The following is a 21,553-nucleotide window of genomic DNA, read 5'->3' as shown; positions in this document are numbered from 1 at the left end:
CTCCAACCGCACGCGCGACACCCTTCCCGATCACTACTATTCGAACATGTGTTCCACCGAGGGTGAGCCGTGGGCCCAGCTCGCGCAGGCGATCGACGACCTGGCGGCCGAGGGCCTGGCCGACCTCCCCCCGGAGAAGCTGGTGGAACGCATCGCCGAGATCTGGTCCCTGGTGGCGGCCCTGGACCCCGACATCGACCGCCGCCGCCAGGGCTACGCCACTTCCGGGGAGTGACCCCGGCGGGCGCCGGTCAGCGGTCGTGGCGCTCGGGGTGCGCCGTCCCGGACGGCATGGCCTCGCCGGGGTCCGCGGGCAGGTCGTCTGTGTCGATCCGGGGGGCCGACTTCCGCGACGGGAACCTCAGCAGGCCCGCCACCTCCTCCCGCAACGCGGGGAGGCGGGAGTAGAGGACGTCGCCGGGACAGTCCGTCCTGCCGTAGTCGCGGTGGCCCACCAGGGCCTGGTACGGATTCAGGTCGTAGCGGTCGCACAGCCACGCGCAGGTGTGGACCAGGGACTCCCACAGGCGGCCGGGGACGTCGGCCGTCATGTAGGTGCCCTCGTTCTCGATGCCGATGGTGTGGTCGTTGTGGTGGAGGGCCTGGGCGCCGACGCAGTGGCGGCCGGACAGGATCGCCGTGAGGCTGCGGTTGCGGCCCTCCATGATGTGGCCGCCGCGGCTGATGGTGAGCTGCTGGCCGGCGTCGTTCCAGCCGCGGGTGCGCATGTGGAAGCGCTGGATGGCCCGTGACAGGTCGTAGGCCGCGTCCACGGAGTAGTCCGTGACGTTGGGGGTGGACGTGTGGTGGACCACGATGTGGTCCGGTGCGCGGTCCAGCACCTCGGCGCGGCGGCGGGCGGGTCGGGCGCCCCACTCCCTGCGGGTGTGCACCCGGGGGAGCAGCAGTGGCCCCTCCGGTCGTTCCGCCGCCATGGCCTCATTGTTCGCCAACGTCGCCTGTAGCCCCAACCCGAGCATTCCGCCGAGCACGGCACGGCGCGCCAGCCGGTACTCCCGTTCCCGCATCGGACCCCCCGTAGCGATCTCTGTTACGGAACGTAGCCGCACGAACAGAGATCACCAAGCGGAACGCGCCGGGAACGCGCGAAGGCCGGGCCCCCCCGGAAAAGGGGACCCGGCCTGGTACGCGTCGGAATCAGGCGGCCACGACGTTGACGTCGATGGCGGCGCTGACCTCGGCGTGCAGCCGGACGCTGACCCGGTGGACGCCCACGGTCTTGATCGGGTTACCGATCTCGATGCGGCGCTTGTCCAGGTCGGGACCGTCGGCGGCCTTGACCGCGTCGGCGATGTCGGCGGCGGTCACGGCGCCGAACAGGCGGCCGTTGCTGCCGGTCCGGGTCTTCAGGGTGACCTTCAGGCCCTTGAGCCGGTCGGCGATCTCCTTGGCCGACTCGACCGTGGCGATCTCGCGGGAGGCACGGGCCTTCTTGATCGACTCGACCTGGGACTCGGCGCCCCGGGTCCAGCGGATCGCGAAGCCGCGCGGAACGAGGTAGTTACGGCCGTAGCCGTCCTTGACCTCGATGACGTCACCGGGCTCGCCGAGGCCGGAGACCTGCTGGGTGAGGATGAGCTTCATGGTTGGTCAGTCCTCCCCTCAGCGCGCGGTGCTGGTGTAGGGCAGCAGCGCCATCTCACGAGCGTTCTTGATCGCGGTGGCGACGTCGCGCTGGTGCTGGGTGCAGTTGCCGGTCACACGGCGGGCACGGATCTTGCCGCGGTCGGAGATGAACTTCCGCAGCAGACCGGTGTCCTTGTAGTCGACGTAGGAGATCTTCTCCTGGCAGAACACGCAAACCTTCTTCTTCGGCTTGCGAGGAGGTGGCTTCGCCATCGTGGTGCTCCTTTGTGAGAGCCCCGCTCACGCGGGAATGGACGTGGTGAACAGTGAAAGGTCGCGGTTAGAACGGCGGGTCGTCGTTGAAGCCGCCGCCGCTGTTGCCGCCGGTGGCCCAGGGGTCGTTGGCCGGCGCGCCCGCGGGCGCGCCGCCGAAGCCGCCGCCCTGCTGCTGGCCGCCGAAGCCGCCGCCGCCCTGGTCGCCGCCGAAACCGCCGCCGCCGAAACCGCCGCCGCCGCCCTGACGCTGGGTCTTGGCGACCTTGGCCGTGGCGCTGCGCAGCGAGGGGCCGACCTCGTCGACCTCGACCTCGAAGACGGTGCGCTTCTCGCCTTCCTTGGTCTCATAGGACCGCTGCTTGAGGCGTCCCTGCACGATCACCCGCATGCCGCGCTGGAGGGACTCGGCGACGTTCTCGGCCGCCTGCCGCCAGACGTTGCAGGTCAGGAACAGGGCCTCGCCGTCCTTCCACTCGTTCGACTGGCGGTCGAAGAACCGCGGGGTCGAGGCGATGCGGAAGGAGGCGACCGCCTGGCCGCTGGGGGTGAAGCGCAGGTTCGGGTCCTCGACGAGGTTCCCGACGATCGTGATTACGGTGTCGCCTGCCATGGGGCTCGCTCCGGCTGCTGTGAGGGCTGAGCCTGGCTCAGTGGACCTCGGGGCGGATGACCTTGGTGCGGAGGATCGACTCGCTCAGGTTGAGCTGACGGTCCAGCTCCTTGACCGTGGCGGGCTCAGCCGACAGGTCGATCACCGCGTAGATGCCTTCGGACTTCTTCTGGATGTCGTAGGACAGCCGACGACGGCCCCACACATCCACCTTCTCGACGCTGCCGCCGTTGTCCTTGACGACCTTCAGGTACGGCTCCAGGGCCGCGCCGGCGGTGCGCTCGTCGATGGCCGGGTCGAGGATGGTCATGACTTCGTAACGACGCATGCTTGTCCCTACCTCCTCTGGACTGATGCGGTCACGGTCTCTCCGTGACAGGAGGGCTTCTTGCGTCCTTCGCGGCGGGAAACGGGCCCATGTCGGCCGCACTCATCGCCGCGAGACCGATACAGGCTACCAAGAGTCGGCAGCGTGACGGCCCGGAACGGACTAGTGGCGGGCACCCGCCGGGGCCCGGCCGGCGCAGCGGCGCCGTTCGAGCTCGGCCATGATGTCGGCCATGCGGGCGCGCATCCGGGCCGTCTGGGTGGTGAGCATGGACAGCTCCTCCACCAGCTCGGCGTCGCCGATGACCGCCAGCTCGCTCTCCCTCATCACGAACACCTCCAGCCTCTCCCCGCTTCCCCTCGGGGGCGGAGCCGAGAAGTCCGGTTCTCGAATCCACGTTCGACGTTACCGGGTGGCGCCGACATTTTTCCGCGGTACCGCCTCCGATTGATCATCGCCTCACCCGGGAATCTCTCTACGAGGCCGGTCGGTCCGTCCCCGGTGTCACACGGGCACCTGCGGGAACGGGGCCCGGAGCGCACCGGATGCGACACTCGTCACAGGGAGGGATGACCGATGCCCGAACAGGTAGCCGGAGGCGAGAGCGCGCGGGTCGGCCGCCGCGCACAGGCCCAGGCCCGGGCGCGCGACGAGCGCCACGGCCGCGAGGACGCGATGGCGGTCACCGCGCTGGTGATCGGCCTGACGGCGCTGGTGCTGGGCTTCGTCCCGGCGACCCACTTCTTCGGCGCGGTCGCGGGCGTGGTCGGCCTGCCGCTGGCGCTGTACTCGCAGATGATGTCGGCGACCACCAACGAGCGCTGGATGAACGTCATCGGCATGGTCGCCTCGTTCGTCGGCGCCGCGTTCGCGCTGCGGCACGGCGGCTTCACGATCTGAACGCCCCGCCGTCCGTCGGTGTCCGGGGATACCCTCGGGTCATGCGCATCGGAGCCCACGTCGACCAGACCGACCCGCTGGCCAGCGCCCGCGCGAAGAACGCCGAGGTGGTGCAGTTCTTCCTCGGCGATCCGCAGGGCTGGAAGAAGCCGGTGGTCCCCGACGCGGTCCGGGAGGTCGCGGCGGGCGACGTGGACGTGTACGTGCACGCCCCGTACGTGATCAACGTCGCGACCTCCAACAACCGCATCCGCATCCCCAGCCGCAAGCTGCTGGTCCAGCAACTGGAGGCGGCGGCGGGGATCGGCGCCAAGGGCCTGGTCGTGCACGGCGGTCACGTGCTGAAGGACGACGACCCCGAGACGGGCTTCGAGAACTGGCGCAAGGTCTTCGAGCGGCTCGACTTCCCGGTCCCGGTCCTCATCGAGAACACCGCGGGCGGCGGCAACGCCATGGCGCGCCGGTTCGACCGGATCGCGCGGCTGTGGGAGGTGCTGTCGGGCGTCGACGGCCTGGACGGCAAGCTCGGCTTCTGCCTGGACACCTGCCACGCGCACGCGGCGGGCGAGGAGCTGATCGACGCCGTGGACCGGATCAAGGCGATCACCGGGCGGATCGACCTGGTGCACTGCAACGACAGCCGCGACGCGTTCGGGTCGGGCGCCGACCGGCACGCCAACCTGGGCAGCGGCAAGATCGACCCGGAGCTGATCCTCACGGTGGTGCGGGCCGCCGCCGCGCCGGTCGTGGTGGAGACCCCCGGCGACGGGCAGGCCGCCGACATCGCCTGGCTCCGCGAGAACCTCACCTGATCCCGGGCCCGCGCCCGACGCGGGCGCGGGGTGAAGATCGGGCCCCGGCGGCGGGAACCCGGGTCCGCCGTTCCGCATCTAACGCCATGGACGACCCAGCCCGGCGACGACGACCGTGGAACCGCACCCCCTGGCATAATCCGGACCATCTACCCCCTGCGCACGCGCGCCTGGCAGTTCGGCGGCGGGCGCGCGAGCGATCGGGAATCCCATGGCGCAGCCCCCTTACGACCCCTACGGACAGCAGCCCTACCAGCAGCCGGCCGTGCAGCACCACTACTACGGCGCTCCGCAGCAGGTCGTGATGCCGCCCACCAACGGCATGGCGGTCGCGTCCCTGATCTGCTCCATCGCGGGCTTGTTCACCTGCGGCTTCGCCGCGTTCCTGGGGGTCATCTTCGGGCACGTGGCGCAGGGGCAGATCCGCCGGACCGGCGAGGGCGGCAGCGGCATGGCCGTGGCCGGCCTGATCATCGGCTACATCCTCAGCTTCCTCACGATCCTGGTCTGGGGGCTGTACATCTTCGGCCTCCTGGCGGTGATCGGCATGAGCGACTCCCCCAGCAGCAGCACCTACTGACGCGCCGCCGGCCGCTACCGGCCCGGATCGCCCCGGCGGTCCGGGCCGGAGCCGTTTCCGGAGCCGTTTCCGGAGCCGTTTCCGGAGTCGTCGGCGGGCCCGGCGTCGTCGGTGGGCTCGGACGGCGCGGGCCGGGGAGCGAGCCGGGGGATCCCGGCGACCTCCACGCCCGGTGTCGGCAGCACCAGCACGACCATCGGCGTCCCCGTGTCCCGCCACCACTCCACGGCCTCGGCGAACACGTCGAGCGCGGTGCGGAACGCCTTCTGGTCGTCCTCGGCGAGCCCGGTCCAGCGTTCCCACAGCACCAGGTAGCCGTGGCGCGCGGGCGCCCAGGACAGGTCGGTGAGGCAGTCCTGCAGCGCGTCCCAGTTCTCGCCGTACCACTCCGGCAGGTCGAACGCCTCGCCGCACAGCTTCAGGAACCCGTTCCCGTCGCGGACGCGCCCGGCGTCCACCGTGAACGTGCGCCATCCCGCCTTCGCGGCGCGGTCCCGCCAGTCCGGCTCCCCGACGGCCGCCCAGGCGGTCGGGACGGGGGCGCGCCACTGGTACACACCCGTCCTGAGCCGCCCCGCCAGCAGGTCGTCCAGCGCTCGCTCGGCATCCCGGTCAGTGGTCATCGTGCCTCCCTCCGGTCGGCTCCGGTCGGTTCCGGCCGCCCGATCGTTCCCCGACCACCCGGGAGAAACTGCGGTAGTGGTCGGCGGTGTAATAGCGTTCCCCGTCCCGCCCGGCCACGATACGGCGGGCCCCGCGGGTGCGTTCGCCGGGCGTGGGGACGGTGTACTCGCGGTAGTGGCCGCGTTCCCTGGCGGGCAGCAGGCCCTCGCGGTTGAGAAAGTAGGTCCCGTCCCTACGGTGGGGGAACGGTCCGCCCGCCTCGATCAGCCGCAGCGTCTCCCGCGCCTCCGGAGGCAGTTCCGCGACCGTGATCTCGGACGGCGCCGCGGTCCGGCCGGTCCGCGGCGCGGAGCCCCCGGCGGACGGCGAGGCCGGCACGACCGGCCCGGTGGTGCCGGACCGCTGCCCGGCGCAGGCGCCGAGTCCCAGCGTCAGCAGCGGCGCCAGAACGCACGCCGCCAGTGCCCCCGCCGCTCTCCGGGCCATCGCCATCGCGGCGCCCCCCTCCCCGCGCGGATGCTCGCCCGCGCCCCGCGCCCGCCCGATCGGAACGCGTTGACCTGGGGGTATCCCTCCCCTTCATGATCGTGAGTATTCGTGCTTGAGTCTCCACCGACTGGAGACCGCAGGGTGGGGACATGGACGGCGACACCTTCTACACGATCGGGGAACTGGCCCGCCGCACCGGTCTGCCGGTGCGCACGATCCGGTTCTACTCCGACGCGGGGCTGGTGCCGCCGTCGACCCGCAGCGGGGGCGGCTACCGGCTGTACGACGTGACGGCCGTGGCCCGCCTCGACCTGGTGCGCACGCTGCGCGAACTGGACGTCGACCTGCCGACCGTGCGACGGGTGCTGGACCACGAGGTGGACCTCGCGGACGTGGCCGCCGCGCACGTCCGGGCGATCGACGTGCAGATCGACGCGCTGCGGTTGCGCCGGGCGGTGCTGCGGGCGGTCGCCAGACGCCGATCAGGTCCCAGGGAGATGGAACTCATGCACAGGCTCGCGAAACTGTCCGACGAGGAGCGCCGCAGGCTGATCACCGATTTCGTGGACGCGACGTTCGAGGGGCTGGAGTCCGCGCCGGGCTTCGCCGACCGGATGCGCGCGGCCGTTCCCGAACTGCCCGACGACCCCACGCCCGAGCAGGTGGAGGCGTGGGTGGAGCTGGCCGAGCTGGTCCAGGACCCCGGCTTCCGCGCCAGCGTGCGGCGGATGGCCGAGTACCAGCACTCCGAGATGGCGCGCGGCGACGACACCGGCGAGGCGCTGCGGTCGCACAACGGGGAGCTGATGGACCTGGTCCAGCGGCGGGCCGGTGCGGCGCGGGAGGCGGGCCTCGCACCGGCGTCGCCGGAGGCCGCCGCGGTGGTGGACGAGGTCGTCGCCGGGTTCGCGGCGGCCGCCGGGCGGGACGACGACCCCGCGTTCCGCGCCGAGCTGCTGGAACGCTGCGAGATCGGCGACGATCCGCGCACCGAGCGGTACTGGAGGCTGCTGGGCGTCATCAACGGCTGGCCGGAGTTCCCGGAGCTGTCGCCGGCGTACTCCTGGTTCGTCGAGGCGCTGCGCGTGCGGGTGGGCTGACCTCAGCGGGTGTGGTGGAACCCCCAGTTCAGGATCTTGCGGGCGTCCCGGAAACGGGCCGCCCGCACGGTCGGGGAGCTGTTGAGGACCACGCCGACCAGCGTGCGGCCGTGGCGGCGGGCCGCGAACAGGAAGCTGGCCCCGGCGGCGAGGGTGTAGCCGCTCTTGACGCCGAGCAGGCCGGGATAGTCGCCGAGCATGGTGTTGGTGGTGAGCCACACGTAACGGCCGTGGCCGTCCCCGGCGCGCAGCGCGTGCCGGGGTTTGCGCACGATCCGCCGGAGTTCGGGGAGGCCCAGCGCGTACCTGCCGAGCACGACCTGGTCGCGGGCCGTGGAGTGGCCCGGCGACGGCGGCAGCCCGGCGGCGTCGGAGTAGCGGGTGCGGGTCATGCCGAACGCGCGCGCGAGGCGGTTCATCTTGCGGACGAAGCGGTGGTGGCCCGGCCCGTACGCCTCGGCGAGCACCGCGGCGGCGTCGGATCCGGACGGCAGCAGCAGCGCGTGGAGCAGGTCGCGCACGCGGATCCGGTCGCCGGGGCGCAGCCGCGCGACGGTGCCGTGGCGGGCGTGCGCGTAGGCCAGGTGCCACGGCCTCACGCGCAGCCGCCGGTTCAGGCCGCCCTCGTGGACGACGACGACGGCGGTCATGAGCTTGGCGAGGCTGCCGATGGGGCGGCGTTCGCGGACGCGACGCCCCCACAGGATCTCGCTGGTCCCGTCGTCGACCAGCAGGGCGGAACGGGCCCGGACACCGGGCGGCGCAGGTGCCGTCCGGGCGTCGGCGGTGCCGGGCGTGAGGAGGACTCCGGACAGCAGGGCGAGAGCGGCGAGCACAGGGGTGATCCGCATGATCGGTGAACTACCCCTCCCACCTGGCGTTCCATTCGAAGCAGGCAAGATCTTGACCTGGCAGCGGAACGGTTCATTCCGCTAATTCTCTGTGCGGGGACTCCCATGGACCGCGAAATCCACCCGTTCCGCGAGGGTTGGGACACCGGACGCACCGCGCGCGGGCTGCGCTGATCAGCCCGCCCAGGACCCCGAGGTGAACGTGAGCAGCTGAAGCACCGCGAAGGGCAGCGCCACCGCGACCAGCCCCGTGAAGGCCCTCGGCCAGCGCACCGCCATGCCGCCGAGGGCCAGCCACAGCGGCCACCACAGCAGCGTCGCCCGCCCGATCGACAGGTAGTACGACGAGGTCATCAGCGCCACCAGCTGCAACCCCACGTACGTCGCCTCCGGCCACCGCCGCCGCAGCAGCAGGAACACCGTCAGCGCCACCCCGACGGCGGCGGCGGCCAGCTCGATGCGGAACGCGAGCGTGAACTCGTTGTCCACCGCGAACGCCGCCTGCCAGGTCAGCTCCAGCGCGTCCCACGGCATCGTGAACTTCCGGTCCCAGCCCGCCTCCTGCGCGTGCTGCCACGCCATCCAGTCGCCGGTCCGCGTCCACTGGTAGAAGGTGTAGGCCGCCAGCGGCAGGAACGGCAGCACCAGCCACCCGGCCGGCCGAAGGCCCCTGCTCCGCCGTCCGTGCGCGCCGACCGCGTACTCCACCAGCATCGCCAGCACCAGGAACAGGCCGGTGATGCGGACGGCGGAGGCGGGCATCGCCAGCAGCCCCGCCCACATCCACTGCCCGCGCCGCGCGCACAGCCAGGCGGGCAGCGCGAACGCCAGGAACAGCGACTCCGAGTAGCCCGCGAACAGGAACACCGCGCCGGGGCCCGCCAGCATCGCGACGACCGCCATCGTGCCGAGCCGCCCGGACGGCGCGCGCTCCCCGTCCACCCCGGATGTGGCGTCGGTCACACGCTCGCGTTCGGCGTCGTTCCCGAGCCGGGCCAGCGCCACCACCGCGACCGCGCCCGCGACCAGGGAGATCAACAACCCGGCGGCCCGCAGGTCGCCCACCAGGGCGCCGACCGCGCGCAGCGCCAGCGGATAACCGGGGAAGAACGCGGGCCATCCCGGATCGAACTTCTCCCACGGCGGACCGTCATACCCGTACGTGGCCAGCTTGGTGAACCGGACCGCGTCCCACTGCGCCCACCTGTCAAGATACGGGCGGGAATCGAAGAGCGCGGGCAGCGCGCGGGGGGCGACCGCGACGACGAACATGACGCCGAGCCACGCCCCGAGCCACAGCGCCAGCGCCCCGCGGTCCCCCGGCCGGAACCGGTCGGTGATCGCCTTCACTTTGCTATTCGATTTCCGTTCGTCGGATGCTTGGTCGACCGAGATCAACTGACACCACGTCCAAGAAACGGCGACGACGCCGTGCCAACGAGAGGAGCCGCAGGGGTGGATCTTCCCACGGTCGGGGAACCGCTGGGACCGGGGGACCCCGAGCGCGTAGGCCCCCACGTTATCCGCCGAGTCCTCGGCAGGGGCGGGCAGGGCGTCGTCTACCTGGGCGAATCCCCCGATCACGGGCCTGTCGCGGTCAAGCTGCTCAGCGGCCCCGGCGGCGGGGTCTCGGGCGAGGCGGCCCGGCGGTTCCAGCGGGAGGCGGCGACGGCCAAGGCCGTCGCCCAGTTCTGCACCGCGCGGGTGCTGGACGTCGGCACCACCGCGGACGGGCGGCCCTACATCGCCGGCGAGTACGTGCCGGGCCCGTCGCTGCTGGCGCTGGTGGACGGGCAGGGGCCGCGTTCGGGCCCGTCGCTGGACCGGATCGCCGTCGCCACCGCCACCGCGCTGGTCGCGATCCACGAGGCGGGCATCGTGCACCGCGACTTCAAGCCCGGCAACGTCATCATGGGCCCCGACGGGCCGCGCGTCATCGACTTCGGGATCGCGCGGGAGACGGCGACCGCGACGGCGGCCGGGGAGGCCACCGACATCATCGGCACGCCCGCCTACATGGCGCCCGAGCAACTGCGCGGCGAGCCGCTGACCGGGGCGGTGGACGTGTTCGCGTGGGCGTCGACGATGGTGTTCGTCGCGACCGGGCGGCCGCCGTTCGGGACCGACGCGATGACGACGCACCGGATCCTGCACGCCGAGCCGGACCTGACCGGTCTCCCCTCGCCGCTGCGGGACCTGGTCGCGGCGTGCCTGGCCAAGGACCCGCGCGCCCGGCCCACCGCCGAGCGGCTGCTGTCGGCGCTGATCACCGGCAGGGCGCCCACGCTGGCCGCGCCGGGGCTGCCGCCGCGGCCGTCGGCCGCGCAGATGATGGGGATCGGGGCCGGGCTCGCCGCCTCGTCCACGAACCAGCCCCCCGCGCCGCCGCCGCCGGCGCCGTGGGCACACGCGGGGGCGGCGACGCAGCCGCCGAAACAGCCCAGGAGCGTCCCGCTGGCGGGGGTGCTGGCGGGCGCGGTCGTCGGCGTGGCGGTCGCGGTGACGGCGGGCTTCGTCCTCTGGCCGGACACCGGCGTCCCCGCCGCGAACACGACGATGCCGCAGGCCTCGACGTCCCCGGCGCCGCCCTCGCCCTCGGCCGACTCCGCCCGCCCGTCCCCCGCCGGGTCGGCGAAGGCCAGGCCGACCCGGACCGCCAGCCCGAAACCGTCCAGAACCGCGACGCGCAAGCCCCCGCCGAAGGGCCCCTGGACCGCGCCCGGCCTGCCGGGGATCTCCGCGAGGGGCGTGTACGACGTGTCCGGCGGGCAGTTCACCAGCTCGCTGAGCCTGCGGATGACGCGGAAGACCGCCGGGTACGCGCTGTTCGAGCACCAGCACTTCGACGGCGGCACGATGTGCGACTACGGCGTCGAGTACACGAGGTTCGGGCAGGACCACACCGCGCGGTTCGACTCCCGGTGCACGAAGACGTTCCGGGTCCGCACCTGCCTGGCGCGGAACGTCACCAGGGACGCCGCCGGCGCCCTGAAGATCGACTACATCCGCTGCGAACCCTGGCACGACGTGCGCGGGTAAACGCTCCCGAACGCCGAAGGCCGCCCCTCCCCGCATCTGGGAGGGGCGGCCTTCGCCGTCGTGCCGACTAACCGTCGCGCTCGCTACACGCCCTCATCGAAGGGGCGGCTGTGCGCCTGGTTGTCGTCGGGGCCGCCGGGCCCGTCCGGATCCTTCGGCGGGCAGCTCGGGTGGTCGTTCCACCGGCACCACCGCTTGAGCTCGTTCGGGTCGGTCGGCGGCTTGTTCGGATCACAGCCGACCGGGATCCCCGGACCCGTGCACGGCTTGCCTCCGCTCGGAGGCGGGCTCGTCGGCTCCGTCGGCTCCGTCGGCGCGGTGGGCCGGCAGTTCGGGGGCTGCTGGCCGTCGCCGTTGCCGGTGCCCGGTTCGGTCGGCTGGCACGAAGGCGTCTCGGACGGGGTCGTCGGCTTCTTCGTCGGCTTCGGCGGGGGCGGAGCGTCCCACTGGTGGTTGGTCAGGCCCGTGAAGGTCGGCGGCGTGAACTGCTTCGCTTCCAGGTTCTTGTGGGCGATGACCTTCTGCATGAAGCTGTTCCAGATCTTCGCCGGGACGGTACCACCGTAGACGCTGCGCGTCTGGGGGAAGCCGGGGATGCCCGTGATGGGCTTGACGCCCTTCGTGTTGTACATCGACACGGCCGTGGAGACCTGCGGGATGTAGCCCACGAACCAGGCGGCGGAGTTCTTCTCTGCGGTACCGGTCTTACCGGCGACCTGACGGCCGTCGGGGAGCCGCGCCGCCGTACCGGTACCGCTGGTGACCACCGAGCGCATCGCGTAGTTGGCCTGCGCCGCCTGCTCGGCGTTGAGCACCTGCTCCTTCTTCCAGGGCAGCTTGACCGTTCTGGTCTCCTTGGTCACCGGGTCGGTCTTCGTCACCTTGGTGATCAGGTGCGGCTCGCGGAAGGTACCGCCGTTGGCGAACGCGGCGTAACCGGCCGCCTGGTAGATGGGCGGGATGTTGGAGATGCCCAGCGACAGACCGGCCATGTTGGCGTGCGGCTTGATGTAGGAGTGCGGAACGCCGAAGGCCTCGGCGGTCTTGACCACGTTGTCGAGGCCGACCTCCAGGCCGAGCTTGACGTAGGAGGTGTTGACCGACTTCTCGGTGGCCTTGACCAGGTCGATCACGTTGAACGGCGGGTCGCCCGCGTCGTTGCGGACCGGGTAGCCGCCGCTGGTGCAGTTGCCCGGGACGGCCCCGGAGGCGGTGAAGCACATCGGCGACTTGCCGCTGATCATCGACTTGACGCTGTGCCCCTGCTTGAGCGCGGCGGCCAGCACATACGGCTTGAACGACGACCCGACCTGCGCGCCGGGGCTGAACACACTGGCCAACTGGTTGCGGTTGGGGTTACCACCGTAGAACGCCAGGATCTCACCGTTGCTGGAGTCCACCGCGATCAGCCCGGTGCCGATGTGCTTGGGCCAGGACTGGACGCCCTGCTCCTTCATCGCGTCGATCGCGAACTGCATCATCTGGGGATCGAGACTGGTCTCGATCTTGATGCCGCCGCTGATGTCGGCGTTCCTGGCCAGTTCCGGGTCGATCTTGTTGAGCTCGAACATGACCCGGTCGCGGATGTAGATGGCCTGCGGGTCCTGCCTGACGTCGTTCCACTCCTGCTTGGTCCTGGGGAATTGCATCGCCGACCGCTTGGCCTGGTCGAGCTTGCCCATCTTGACCATGCCGTCGAGAACGTAGTTCCAGCGGTTCCGCAGTGCCTGGGCGGCCTCGGAGTCGCCCTGGGTCTTGAAGTAGCTGGGCTGCTGGATCATCGCGGCCAGCAGTGCGCCCTCTTCGACGGTGAGATGCTTGACGTCCTTGCGGAAGTAGGAGCGCGCGGCCATCTGGATCCCGAGCGAGTTGCGGCCGAACGGGATCGTGTTCAGGTACATCTCCAGGATCTCGTCCCTTTTCTTGCTCTGACCGAGCTTGGACGCGATGAAGATCTCCTTGAACTTCCGGCTCATCGTCCGGTCCTGGCTGAGGCCCTTGTAGTAGTTGCGGGCCAACTGCTGGGTGATGGTCGAGCCACCCTCGACGCTCTCACCGGTCGCCGCCTTGAGGAGCGCGCGGGCCATGCCCTTGGGCGAGATGCCGAGGTTGCTGTTGTAGAACTCGCGGTCCTCGGCCGCCACCACCGCGAGCCTGACGTGCGGGGGCACGTCCTTGATCGCCACGAACTCGCGCTTGGCGCCCAGCCGCATCAGCGGCTTGCCGTCCTTGTAGGTGATGACCGAGCCCTGGGTGAGGGCGTCCTTCTGGGCGTCCTTGTCGTTGGGAACCGGTGTCATGCTGTAGCCGACGAAGACCAGGACGCAGGCGGCCAGCACCATCACCGCGGTGACGCCCGCCGTCACCTTCCACGACGGGACGAAGCGGCGCCAGCCCTCCTTGCGGGGCTTGCGGCCGTCCCCGTCGCCTCTGCCGCCCCGGCTCCGCCGGGGCCGCTTCTCGGTCTCGTCCCAGAAGCCGTCGCCTCCGCCGCCGCCGGGGCCGCCACCGCCACCGGGGCGGCGCGGCCCGCCGGGACCGCCCGGACCTCCGGGGCGACCGGGGCCGCCCGGCCGGGGAGCGGGCGGGGCATGGTGTTCACCGCGCTGCGGGACCGGGGGCGGGGGCGCGGCCGGACGGCGGCGGGCGCCCGGCTGGGGCCTGCCGCCCGTCGTACGCGGCGCCTGCCGCCCACCGCCCCGCGCGGGCCTGGGCGGGCCGCCCCTCGCCTCACCTGGTGCGCTCCGGCCAGTGCGGGGCGCGCCAGAACCGCCGGGGCGGCGCGGGCCCCGGGGGCTGGGACCGTCTCCGTATTCCGGACCATATTGGCTTGGGTAACTCACGCGTCCTCATCACCTGGGGTACGGCTGTGCGTCGTCCGAGGGTACTGCTGACTCCGAGGCGTGGGGGGCCACCGAGTTCCGGTACTAGGGAGACGCAGAACTGATGGTGACGGATCACCGGGCATGTTCGCGACTTAAACCGGTACACCCGTTAAGTGGATATATGCCGTTCCTACTCTCTCACATGACCCTTCGTTCACTCATGTCGCCTAGTGTCCCGCTTGTGATCTGCCGGAACGTCCATCCGCCCGCGAACGCGGACGCCCCGCGCGGCCGGGGCCGGGCGGGGCGTCGGAGGTTCCGGGTCAGGTCCGTGGTCGTCCCGGGGAGACGACGAGGGGCACCCGGCCGGCCGAGTTCGGGAAGATCAGTCCGTTGTCGTCCTGGTCCCGGCCACCGCCGCCTCCACCACCACGTCGGCACCACGGGTGTTCGGGGTGCGACGCGCACCACCAGAACGGCGGCTTGCGGGACGGAGGCTTGTTCGGGTCACAGGAATCGTTCGCGACCGGCGACTGGCACGGCGGCTTGTTCTGGTCGTCGGGCTGGCCGCCCTCGCCCTTGCACCGCGGGTGGTCCTTCAGCCAGGGCAGGTTGCACCACTCCGGACGGTCCTTGTCCTCCTCCTTCTTCTCTTCCTTCTTCTCCTTCTTCTTGGGCGGCTTGGCCCACAGCTCGGTCCGGCCGCCGAACACCGGCGGCGGGAACTGCTTGATCTCCATGCCGTCCGTGGCCTCGGCCATGTAGGCGCGCCAGATCTTGGCCGGGCCGCTGCCGCCCTCGATCTCGCCGTGGCCGTCCAGGATCAGGGGACGCTTGAGCTTGGTGACCGGGTCGACCTTGTCGCTGTACATCGTCACCGCGGTGGACACCTGCGGGATGTAGCCGACGAACCAGGTGGCGACGTTGCGGTCGGTGGTGCCGGTCTTCCCGGCGACCGGGCGGCCGTCGGGCAGCGCCGCCGACGTGCCGGTGCCGCGCCGGACGACCTGCTGCATCGCGTAGGTGGCGTCGGCCGCGACCCCGGCGTCGAACACCTTGCGGGTCTCGTGCCGGTACTTCTTCTGGTGCGGCTTGTTGTCCTTCGTCATCACCCGGCGGATGACGTGCGGCTTGTGGTAGGTGCCGCCGTTGGCGAACGCCTGGTAGCCCGCCGCCTGCTCGATCGGGCGGATGTTGTTGATGCCCAGCGACAGGCCCGCCTGGGCCGCGAACGGCTTCAGCATGTCCGGGGAGACGCCCGCGTCGGTCGCGGTCTTGACGACGTTCTGGAGCCTGACCTTGAGGCCGAGCTGCACGTACGCGGTGTTGGTCGAGTCGGCGGTCGCGTCGATGAGGTTGACGGCGGGGCCGGCGCTGTGGCCGTTCGGCACCTTGATCGCGCCCGGGGTGCCCACCGGCACCACGTCGCCGTTGAAGTTCAGCGGGATGCGGGACCGGCCCTCGACCATGCTCCGCAGGCTGTAGCCCTGCTTGAGCGCGGTGGCCAGCACGTACGGCTTCATCGCCGAGCCCGCCTGGGCGCTGCCGCTCCAGACGTTGTCGAAGGCGTACTTGAGGTAGTCGGGGCCTCCGTAGAACGCCTCGACCTCGCCGTTGGCGTTGTTCACCGACACCAGCCCGACGCGGATCTTCCGCTTGGCGAGCTGGACGGCGTTGATCTGCGGCACGCCGCGCTCGGCGGCGGCCTTCGCCAGGTCCATCTTCTTCTTGTCGAAGGTGGTGTAGACGCGCAGGCCGTCGGTGGTGAGCTCGGTCTCCTTGATGCCCATGCGCCGCAGCTCCTCCTTGGCGCGCATGAGCATGTAGCCCTTGTGGCCCGCGTAGACCGGGCTGTGCGCGTTCACCGTGAGGATCCTCGGCAGCCGCTGGCCCATCTGGTCGGCCCGCGCCTTGTCGAGCTTCTTCATCTCGACCAGGCCGTTCAGGACGTACCGGTACCGGCCCGTCACCCAGTCGCGGTTCTGCTTCTTGGCGATGTCACGGTTGGGGTCCTGGATGGCGCCCGCCAGGACGGCGGCCTCCTCGACCGTGAGCTTGCCGACGTTCTTGTCGAAGAACTCGCGCGCGGCGGCCTGGATGCCGTAGGTGTCGCGGCCGAAGGAGACCGTGTTCAGGTAGAGCCGGAGGATCTCCTCCTTGCTGCTCTCCTCCTCCAGCTTCATCGAGATGAACAGCTCTTTGACCTTGCGGCTGTAGGACCGGTCGAGCGGGTTGGAGTAGTAGTTCTTGGCGAGCTGCTGGGTGATGGTGGAGCCGCCGCCCCGCCCGCCGGTGAGGTTCAGCCAGACCGCCCGCGACGTCCCCTTGATCGAGATGCCGCCCTTGTCGGACCAGAACGAGCGGTTCTCGGCCGCCAGCACCGCGTCCTGCACGTGCGGGGGGATCTTGTCGAGCTTGTCGATGATCTCGCGGCGCTTGCCGATCCGGCCGATCTCGGTCTTGCCGTCGGCGTAGTAGAAGATCGACGCCTCGTCCTCGACGCCCTGGACCGTGGGCTGCTTCGGGACCGGCGTGTTGGCGTAGGCGACGCCGACCATCGCGGCGACGCTCGCGCCCCCGAGCAGCGTCGTGCCCAGCACGACCTTCCAGGACGGCAGGAAGCGGCGCCAGCCCGTGTCGCGGGACCGGAGATGGCGCATGAAGCCGCCGCCCTGCGCTCCGGCGGCCTTCGCGCGCCGGGAGCGCCGCGGTCCCTCGGGACCGCCCGGTCCACCGGGACCCCCGGGCCCCCCGGGGCCGCCCGGCCCGCCGGGGATGTTCGGCCCGCCGCCGAAGACCGCGGTGGCGCTCGGGCCGGGGCCGTTCTGCGGCATGGGTCCCCCCGGCACGCCGAAGCCGCCCGGCGGCGCGCCCGGGCGACCTGGCTGTGGTGCCCCGGCGGGCATGCCGGGAGAGCCGGGGCCGTCGAACGGACCGGGACGGGGGTGGTTCTGCCCGCCCGGCCCAGGCGACCCGGGTTCCGGTCGGGGCTGGCTTGGATTACTCACGCGACCTCGATCAACAGGGGGACTGGTGTCCGAAGATTACTGCGCGGGCAGGTGAGGGGGGAGGAACCGGCGGTACGGGCCGCCCTGCGCAGTGTGACATGACGGTGCGCACCGGGTGCGGACCGGACGATGTCCTTACTGGTCAGTGGCCTGGTCCTGGTGTCCAAGGACGTACGACACGGTCAGGTGGTTCCAGGCGCAACCTTGGCACACTTCGACCACGTAAACCCGGAATTCTCCGTATTCTTTCGCCATCTCCGCGAGCTCGGCCGCGCCCTTCGCCTGCCCGGCGGTGTGTCCCAGTTCGTCCCCGTACACGTAGGTGACGTGGACGAGCCGCACCCGTTGGCAGACGGGGCAGGGCCGGTCGGTGGGCTCGCCGTGGTGGCGGGCGGCGCGCATCAGGTACGGGTGGGCGTCGCAGGCCTCGTCGCGGGCCAGGCGTCCGGCCCTCAGTTCGGCCAGGACGGCCCGCCGCGCCAGCCCATAGTCCACGACCAGTCGCGGTCTCATGACCGGAATCCCGCGTTCCGCGAGGCGTTCCCCCGCATGTCAGCAGGGTAGGCCGCGGCCCCGGCCCAGGGAAGATCGGGTTTTTTCGCCGCGGGACGGGCGGCCGGCGGCCCGGGACGCCCGGTTCGGAGGGACTGATCACACTCCGGTGACTTGCCAGGCCGCGAGGGTGAACGTATCTTTGCGATGTATCGAGCCGATACATTCGCTCGATACATCAGGTCGAGATACCGGCTCTGCGGAAGTGGGACGCGACATGGCGGGCAAGAAGGGTGCGGGAGTGCTCGAACTCGCCGTGCTCGGCCTGCTCCACGAGTCCCCGATGCACGGGTACGAGCTGCGCAAGCGGCTCAACGCCCTGCTGGGGATGTTCCGCGCCTTCTCGTACGGCTCGCTGTACCCGTGCCTCAAGCAGCTCCTCGCCAAGGGGCTGATCGTCGAGGACCGGCCGGAGGAGCCGAACGTCCCGCTGGCGCTGCAGAGCCGCCGCTCGAAGATCGTCTACAAGCTCACGGCCGAGGGCAAGGAGCGGCTCCAGCAGCTCCTGACCGAGGCCGGCCCGGCGGCGTGGGAGGACGAGGGGTTCGGCGTGCACTTCGCCTTCTTCTCGCACACCCGCGCCGACGTGCGGCTGCGCATCCTGGAGGGTCGCCGCAGCCGGCTGGAGGAACGGTTGGAACGGCTCCGCGCCGCGCTGGCGCGGACCCGCGAGCGGGTCGACACCTACACGCTTGAGCTCCAGAACCATGGGCTCGAATCCGTCGAACGCGAGGTCCGCTGGCTCAACGAGCTGATCGGGCGCGAGCGGGCGGAGCAAGAACAGCAAACGAAGAATTCTTCGAAGACGACTCCGGACATGCCTCGGGAGACGGGCCACTGATCCTGCCGGAAGCAGGACGGCCCACCCCCCTCGGGGATCGGGTGAAGCAACACCACATGTTCCGCAAGAGAGTAAGGAGCAACCGGATGGGTTCGGTGCGCGTAGCCATCGTGGGTGTGGGCAACTGCGCCTCTTCACTCGTCCAGGGCGTGGAGTTCTACAGGAACGCCTCCCCGGAGACGCGGGTCCCCGGCCTGATGCACGTGCAGTTCGGTGACTACCACGTCGGCGACGTGGAGTTCGTCGCGGCGTTCGACGTGGACGCCAAGAAGGTCGGCATGGACCTCTCCGAGGCGATCTTCGCCAGCGAGAACAACACCATCAAGTTCGCCGACGTGCCCCCCTCCGGTGTCACCGTGCAGCGCGGCCCCACGTTCGACGGCCTGGGCCAGTACTACCGCGACATCGTCGAGGAGTCCGACGCCGAGCCGGTCGACGTCGCCCAGGCCCTGCGGGACGCCGAGGTCGACGTCCTGGTGTCCTACCTGCCGGTGGGCTCCGAGGAGGCCGACCGCTACTACGCCCAGTGCGCCATCGACGCGGGCGTCGCGTTCGTGAACGCCCTGCCGGTGTTCATCGCCTCCGACCCCGAGTGGGCCCAGAAGTTCACCGACGCCGGTGTCCCGATCGTCGGCGACGACATCAAGTCCCAGGTCGGCGCGACCATCACCCACCGCGTGATGGCCAAGCTGTTCGAGGACCGCGGCGTTGAGCTGCTGCGCACCTACCAGCTCAACTTCGGCGGCAACATGGACTTCATGAACATGCTGGAGCGCAACCGCCTCCAGTCCAAGAAGATCTCCAAGACCCAGTCGGTCACCTCGCAGATCCCGCACGAGATGGCCAAGGCCGACGTGCACATCGGCCCGTCCGACCACGTGCCGTGGCTCGACGACCGCAAGTGGGCCTACGTCCGCCTGGAGGGCAAGTCCTTCGGCGACACCCCGCTGAACCTGGAGTACAAGCTGGAGGTCTGGGACTCCCCGAACTCCGCCGGCGTCATCATCGACGCGGTGCGCGCCGCCAAGATCGCCAAGGACCGCGGCGTCGGCGGCCCGATCCTGTCGGCCAGCTCCTACTTCATGAAGTCCCCGCCGGTGCAGTACACCGACGACGAGGCCCGCGAGGCCGTGGAGGACTTCATCGCCGGCAAGGTCGAGCGCTGAGGTTGAGCCGTTCCGGCTGAGAGCCTCGTCACAAAGCTCTCCGAGTGAGCCCTGACAGTGGACACCACTGTCAGGGCTCACTTATTTCTCAATGGAAAATGGTGATGTAGCGGCCGTTGTCACGCTCTGGCCCTACTGTTGCACCGTCGGTGATATGTGCGTACCGCTGTGGAGGCAGGGATGGCACGCGTGGCGCGGAAGGCGGCGGCGGGGCTGGCGGGCCTGACGGTGCTGACGGGGGTGCTGTCGGCCTGCGGCGGCGGCGACCGTTCCGCCGGGGCCGCGGCGGGGCCGCCGCGCAAGGGCGGGACGCTGCGGATCGTCGGCTCCTCCGACGTGGAGCACCTGGACACCGCCTCGGCCAACAGCGCCGGCTCCTACGGGCTGACCCGGACGTTCGCGCGGACCCTGTTCGGGACGCGGGCGTCCAACGTCTTCGCCGAGACCGTCGCCGTGCAGGCCGACGTCGCCGCGCGGATCCCCACCCGCGAGAACGGCGGGATCAGCGCCGACCGCCGCGTCTACACCGTCCACCTGCGGCCCGGCGTCCGGTGGAACACCGAGCCGCCGCGCCCGGTCACCGCCGCCGACTTCGTGCGGGGCCTTGAGCGGCTGTGCAACCCGGCCTCCCCGTCGTCCGGCAAGGGCTACTACATCGACACGATCCAGGGGATGGACGCGTTCTGCCGGGGGTTCGCCCGGGTGGACGCCAAGGACGCCGCCGCCATCGCCGCCTACCAGAACGAGCACGACATCCCCGGCCTGCGCGCCGCCGACGACGACACGCTCGTCTTCCGGCTGCGCAGGCCCGTCGGCGACTTCCTGAACCTGCTGACCCTCCAGTACACCGCCGCCGCGCCGCGCGAGTACGACCGCCACCTGCCGGACGGCCCCGAGTTCCGGCAGCATACGCTCTCCAACGGCCCCTACCGGATCGCCGAGTACCGGCCCGGCCGCTCCTACCTGCTGACCCACAACCCGGTGTGGCGGCCCGAGACCGACCCGCTGCGGTCCCGGCACGCGGCCCGCATCCAGATCACCCTGGGCCAGGACTCGCCGGAGACCGTCCAGCAGCAGATCGAACGCGGCGACGCCGACCTGTCCTGGGACCAGCCGGTGCCGACCGCCGCGCTGCCCCGGGTGCGCCGCGACCGCCGGTTCGCGATCCGCGAGCTGCCCAGCAACAACCCCTACCTGGTGTTCAACACCCGCAGCCCCCACAACGGCGGCGCGCTCGCCAAGCCCGAGGTGCGGCGGGCGCTGGCGCACGCGGTGGACCGCTCCGCCCTCGTGAAGATCGTCGGCGGGCCGGACGTGGCGCAGCCGCTGCACACCGTGATCCCGCCCGGCACCACCGGGTACGCGCCGTCGGACCGGTACGCCACGCCCGGCGCGGTCGGGGACCCCGGCAGGTGCCGCGAACTGCTCGGCCGGACGGGGCACCGGGACCTGACGCTGCGGTTCCCCTACCGCACCAACAGCGTCCACCGCCTCATCGCCCAGTCCATCGCGGCGAACCTGGAGGCGTGCGGCGTGCGGGCGAGGCTGACGGCCGACTCCGGGGGCAACTTCTACGCCCGTACGATCTCCACCCCGGAGCAGGCCCGCGCGGGCGCGTGGGACATCGCCGCGCCCGGCTGGATCCCCGACTGGTACGGCAACAACGGCCGCACGCTGATCGCGCCGCTGTTCGACGGCCGCGACTGGGACTCCGGCTCCACCAACTACGGCGGCTACGACGACTTCGTGGTCAACGGCCTGATCGACGCCGCCCTCACCGCCCCCGACGAGCGGCACGCGGCGGGCCTGTGGCAGCAGGCCGACCGGAAGATCACGCAGGACGCGGCGATCGTGCCGCTGCTCAACCGTTCGGCCACGCTGTTCACCTCCGAGCGCGTCCGCAACGCCCGGTTCCTGCCGACCGCGGCGGGCTATGACTACACCCACATCTGGCTGTCGTCCTGA

General features: G+C 71.1%; 22 protein-coding genes. 9 read left to right on the top strand and 13 right to left on the bottom strand.

What is annotated here, in order from left to right:
- Positions 1 to 46 precede the first annotated feature (46 nt).
- Entirely contained in the window at positions 47 to 235 is a 189-nt protein-coding gene (locus tag HNR61_RS10655; RefSeq protein ID WP_182842931.1) for a hypothetical protein, read from the top strand.
- A gap of 16 nt (positions 236 to 251) precedes the next feature.
- Here the strand turns inward: HNR61_RS10655 and HNR61_RS10650 are convergent, their stop codons facing one another.
- From HNR61_RS10650 to HNR61_RS10625, 6 genes are all read right to left on the bottom strand, one after another.
- Positions 252 to 935, bottom strand: coding sequence for a peptidoglycan recognition protein family protein (locus HNR61_RS10650; RefSeq protein ID WP_246442407.1), 684 nt, complete (start codon positions 933 to 935; stop codon positions 252 to 254).
- A gap of 223 nt (positions 936 to 1,158) precedes the next feature.
- Positions 1,159 to 1,605: a 50S ribosomal protein L9 gene (gene rplI, locus HNR61_RS10645; protein WP_182842929.1), complete on the bottom strand. Its 447-nt coding sequence runs from the start codon at positions 1,603 to 1,605 to the stop codon at positions 1,159 to 1,161.
- A gap of 18 nt (positions 1,606 to 1,623) precedes the next feature.
- A complete protein-coding gene (rpsR, locus tag HNR61_RS10640) occupies positions 1,624 to 1,860 on the bottom strand; it encodes a 30S ribosomal protein S18 (protein WP_019631633.1) in 237 nt (78 codons plus the stop codon).
- A 67-nt stretch (positions 1,861 to 1,927) separates the two neighbouring features.
- Complete coding sequence (locus HNR61_RS10635) at positions 1,928 to 2,473, bottom strand: single-stranded DNA-binding protein (protein ID WP_182842928.1); 546 nt, start codon at positions 2,471 to 2,473, stop codon at positions 1,928 to 1,930.
- Between the two features lie 37 nt (positions 2,474 to 2,510).
- Positions 2,511 to 2,801, bottom strand: coding sequence for a 30S ribosomal protein S6 (gene rpsF / locus HNR61_RS10630; protein WP_182842927.1), 291 nt, complete (start codon positions 2,799 to 2,801; stop codon positions 2,511 to 2,513).
- Between the two features lie 162 nt (positions 2,802 to 2,963).
- Positions 2,964 to 3,128 (bottom strand): hypothetical protein, encoded by a 165-nt coding sequence (locus HNR61_RS10625; RefSeq protein ID WP_182842926.1) that lies wholly within the window; start codon positions 3,126 to 3,128, stop codon positions 2,964 to 2,966.
- A gap of 249 nt (positions 3,129 to 3,377) precedes the next feature.
- Between HNR61_RS10625 and HNR61_RS10620 the strand changes: the two genes are divergently transcribed.
- The 3 genes from HNR61_RS10620 (at position 3,378) to HNR61_RS10610 (ending at position 5,093) form a co-directional block, all read left to right on the top strand.
- Positions 3,378 to 3,701, top strand: a complete 324-nt coding sequence (locus tag HNR61_RS10620; RefSeq protein ID WP_067821100.1) for a hypothetical protein — start codon at positions 3,378 to 3,380, stop codon at positions 3,699 to 3,701.
- Positions 3,702 to 3,742: 41 nt separating this feature from the next.
- Positions 3,743 to 4,513 (top strand): deoxyribonuclease IV, encoded by a 771-nt coding sequence (locus tag HNR61_RS10615; protein ID WP_067821097.1) that lies wholly within the window; start codon positions 3,743 to 3,745, stop codon positions 4,511 to 4,513.
- Positions 4,514 to 4,724: 211 nt separating this feature from the next.
- Positions 4,725 to 5,093, top strand: a complete 369-nt coding sequence (locus tag HNR61_RS10610; protein WP_182842925.1) for a DUF4190 domain-containing protein — start codon at positions 4,725 to 4,727, stop codon at positions 5,091 to 5,093.
- A gap of 14 nt (positions 5,094 to 5,107) precedes the next feature.
- Here the strand turns inward: HNR61_RS10610 and HNR61_RS10605 are convergent, their stop codons facing one another.
- Together HNR61_RS10605 and HNR61_RS10600 are read right to left on the bottom strand one after the other, a co-directional pair.
- Positions 5,108 to 5,716 (bottom strand): barstar family protein, encoded by a 609-nt coding sequence (locus HNR61_RS10605; RefSeq protein WP_182842924.1) that lies wholly within the window; start codon positions 5,714 to 5,716, stop codon positions 5,108 to 5,110.
- Positions 5,706 to 6,209 (bottom strand): guanyl-specific ribonuclease, encoded by a 504-nt coding sequence (locus HNR61_RS10600; protein WP_246442404.1) that lies wholly within the window; start codon positions 6,207 to 6,209, stop codon positions 5,706 to 5,708. The genes HNR61_RS10605 and HNR61_RS10600 overlap by 11 nt, the downstream gene beginning before the upstream one ends.
- 146 nt (positions 6,210 to 6,355) lie before the next feature.
- On the opposite strand from HNR61_RS10600, the gene HNR61_RS10595 reads away from it, so the two are divergent.
- Positions 6,356 to 7,306, top strand: coding sequence for a MerR family transcriptional regulator (locus HNR61_RS10595; RefSeq protein WP_182842923.1), 951 nt, complete (start codon positions 6,356 to 6,358; stop codon positions 7,304 to 7,306).
- 2 nt (positions 7,307 to 7,308) lie between these two features.
- Here HNR61_RS10595 and HNR61_RS10590 read toward each other — a convergent pair whose 3' ends face one another.
- Together HNR61_RS10590 and HNR61_RS10585 are read right to left on the bottom strand one after the other, a co-directional pair.
- Complete coding sequence (locus HNR61_RS10590; RefSeq protein WP_182842922.1) at positions 7,309 to 8,157, bottom strand: D-alanyl-D-alanine carboxypeptidase family protein; 849 nt, start codon at positions 8,155 to 8,157, stop codon at positions 7,309 to 7,311.
- Positions 8,158 to 8,331: 174 nt separating this feature from the next.
- Positions 8,332 to 9,507, bottom strand: a complete 1,176-nt coding sequence (locus HNR61_RS10585) for a putative hexosyltransferase (RefSeq protein ID WP_312897837.1) — start codon at positions 9,505 to 9,507, stop codon at positions 8,332 to 8,334.
- A 105-nt stretch (positions 9,508 to 9,612) separates the two neighbouring features.
- On the opposite strand from HNR61_RS10585, the gene HNR61_RS10580 reads away from it, so the two are divergent.
- Positions 9,613 to 11,196 carry a serine/threonine protein kinase gene (locus HNR61_RS10580; RefSeq protein WP_182842921.1) on the top strand — a complete coding sequence of 528 codons (1,584 nt, stop codon included), beginning with the start codon at positions 9,613 to 9,615 and terminating at the stop codon, positions 11,194 to 11,196.
- A gap of 83 nt (positions 11,197 to 11,279) precedes the next feature.
- Here the strand turns inward: HNR61_RS10580 and HNR61_RS10575 are convergent, their stop codons facing one another.
- The 3 genes from HNR61_RS10575 to HNR61_RS10565 all read right to left on the bottom strand — a co-directional run bounded on the left by HNR61_RS10575 (position 11,280) and on the right by HNR61_RS10565 (position 17,542).
- Complete coding sequence (locus HNR61_RS10575; protein WP_182842920.1) at positions 11,280 to 13,562, bottom strand: transglycosylase domain-containing protein; 2,283 nt, start codon at positions 13,560 to 13,562, stop codon at positions 11,280 to 11,282.
- A gap of 782 nt (positions 13,563 to 14,344) precedes the next feature.
- A complete protein-coding gene (locus HNR61_RS10570) occupies positions 14,345 to 16,681 on the bottom strand; it encodes a transglycosylase domain-containing protein (protein WP_182842919.1) in 2,337 nt (778 codons plus the stop codon).
- A 483-nt stretch (positions 16,682 to 17,164) separates the two neighbouring features.
- On the bottom strand, positions 17,165 to 17,542 hold the full coding sequence (locus HNR61_RS10565) for a DUF5318 family protein (RefSeq protein WP_182842918.1): 378 nt from the start codon (positions 17,540 to 17,542) through the stop codon (positions 17,165 to 17,167).
- A gap of 256 nt (positions 17,543 to 17,798) precedes the next feature.
- On the opposite strand from HNR61_RS10565, the gene HNR61_RS10560 reads away from it, so the two are divergent.
- The 3 genes from HNR61_RS10560 to HNR61_RS10550 all read left to right on the top strand — a co-directional run bounded on the left by HNR61_RS10560 (position 17,799) and on the right by HNR61_RS10550 (position 21,553).
- On the top strand, positions 17,799 to 18,422 hold the full coding sequence (locus tag HNR61_RS10560; RefSeq protein WP_182842917.1) for a PadR family transcriptional regulator: 624 nt from the start codon (positions 17,799 to 17,801) through the stop codon (positions 18,420 to 18,422).
- Positions 18,423 to 18,508: 86 nt separating this feature from the next.
- Positions 18,509 to 19,588 (top strand): inositol-3-phosphate synthase, encoded by a 1,080-nt coding sequence (locus HNR61_RS10555; protein ID WP_182842916.1) that lies wholly within the window; start codon positions 18,509 to 18,511, stop codon positions 19,586 to 19,588.
- 180 nt (positions 19,589 to 19,768) lie between these two features.
- Positions 19,769 to 21,553, top strand: a complete 1,785-nt coding sequence (locus tag HNR61_RS10550; RefSeq protein ID WP_182842915.1) for an ABC transporter substrate-binding protein — start codon at positions 19,769 to 19,771, stop codon at positions 21,551 to 21,553.

The sequence above is a fragment of the Actinomadura kijaniata genome, assembly GCF_014138665.1.
Taxonomy (GTDB): domain Bacteria; phylum Actinomycetota; class Actinomycetes; order Streptosporangiales; family Streptosporangiaceae; genus Spirillospora; species Spirillospora kijaniata.
Note: the sequence above shows the minus strand (reverse complement) of the source record. Positions and strands in the feature narration are given on the sequence as shown.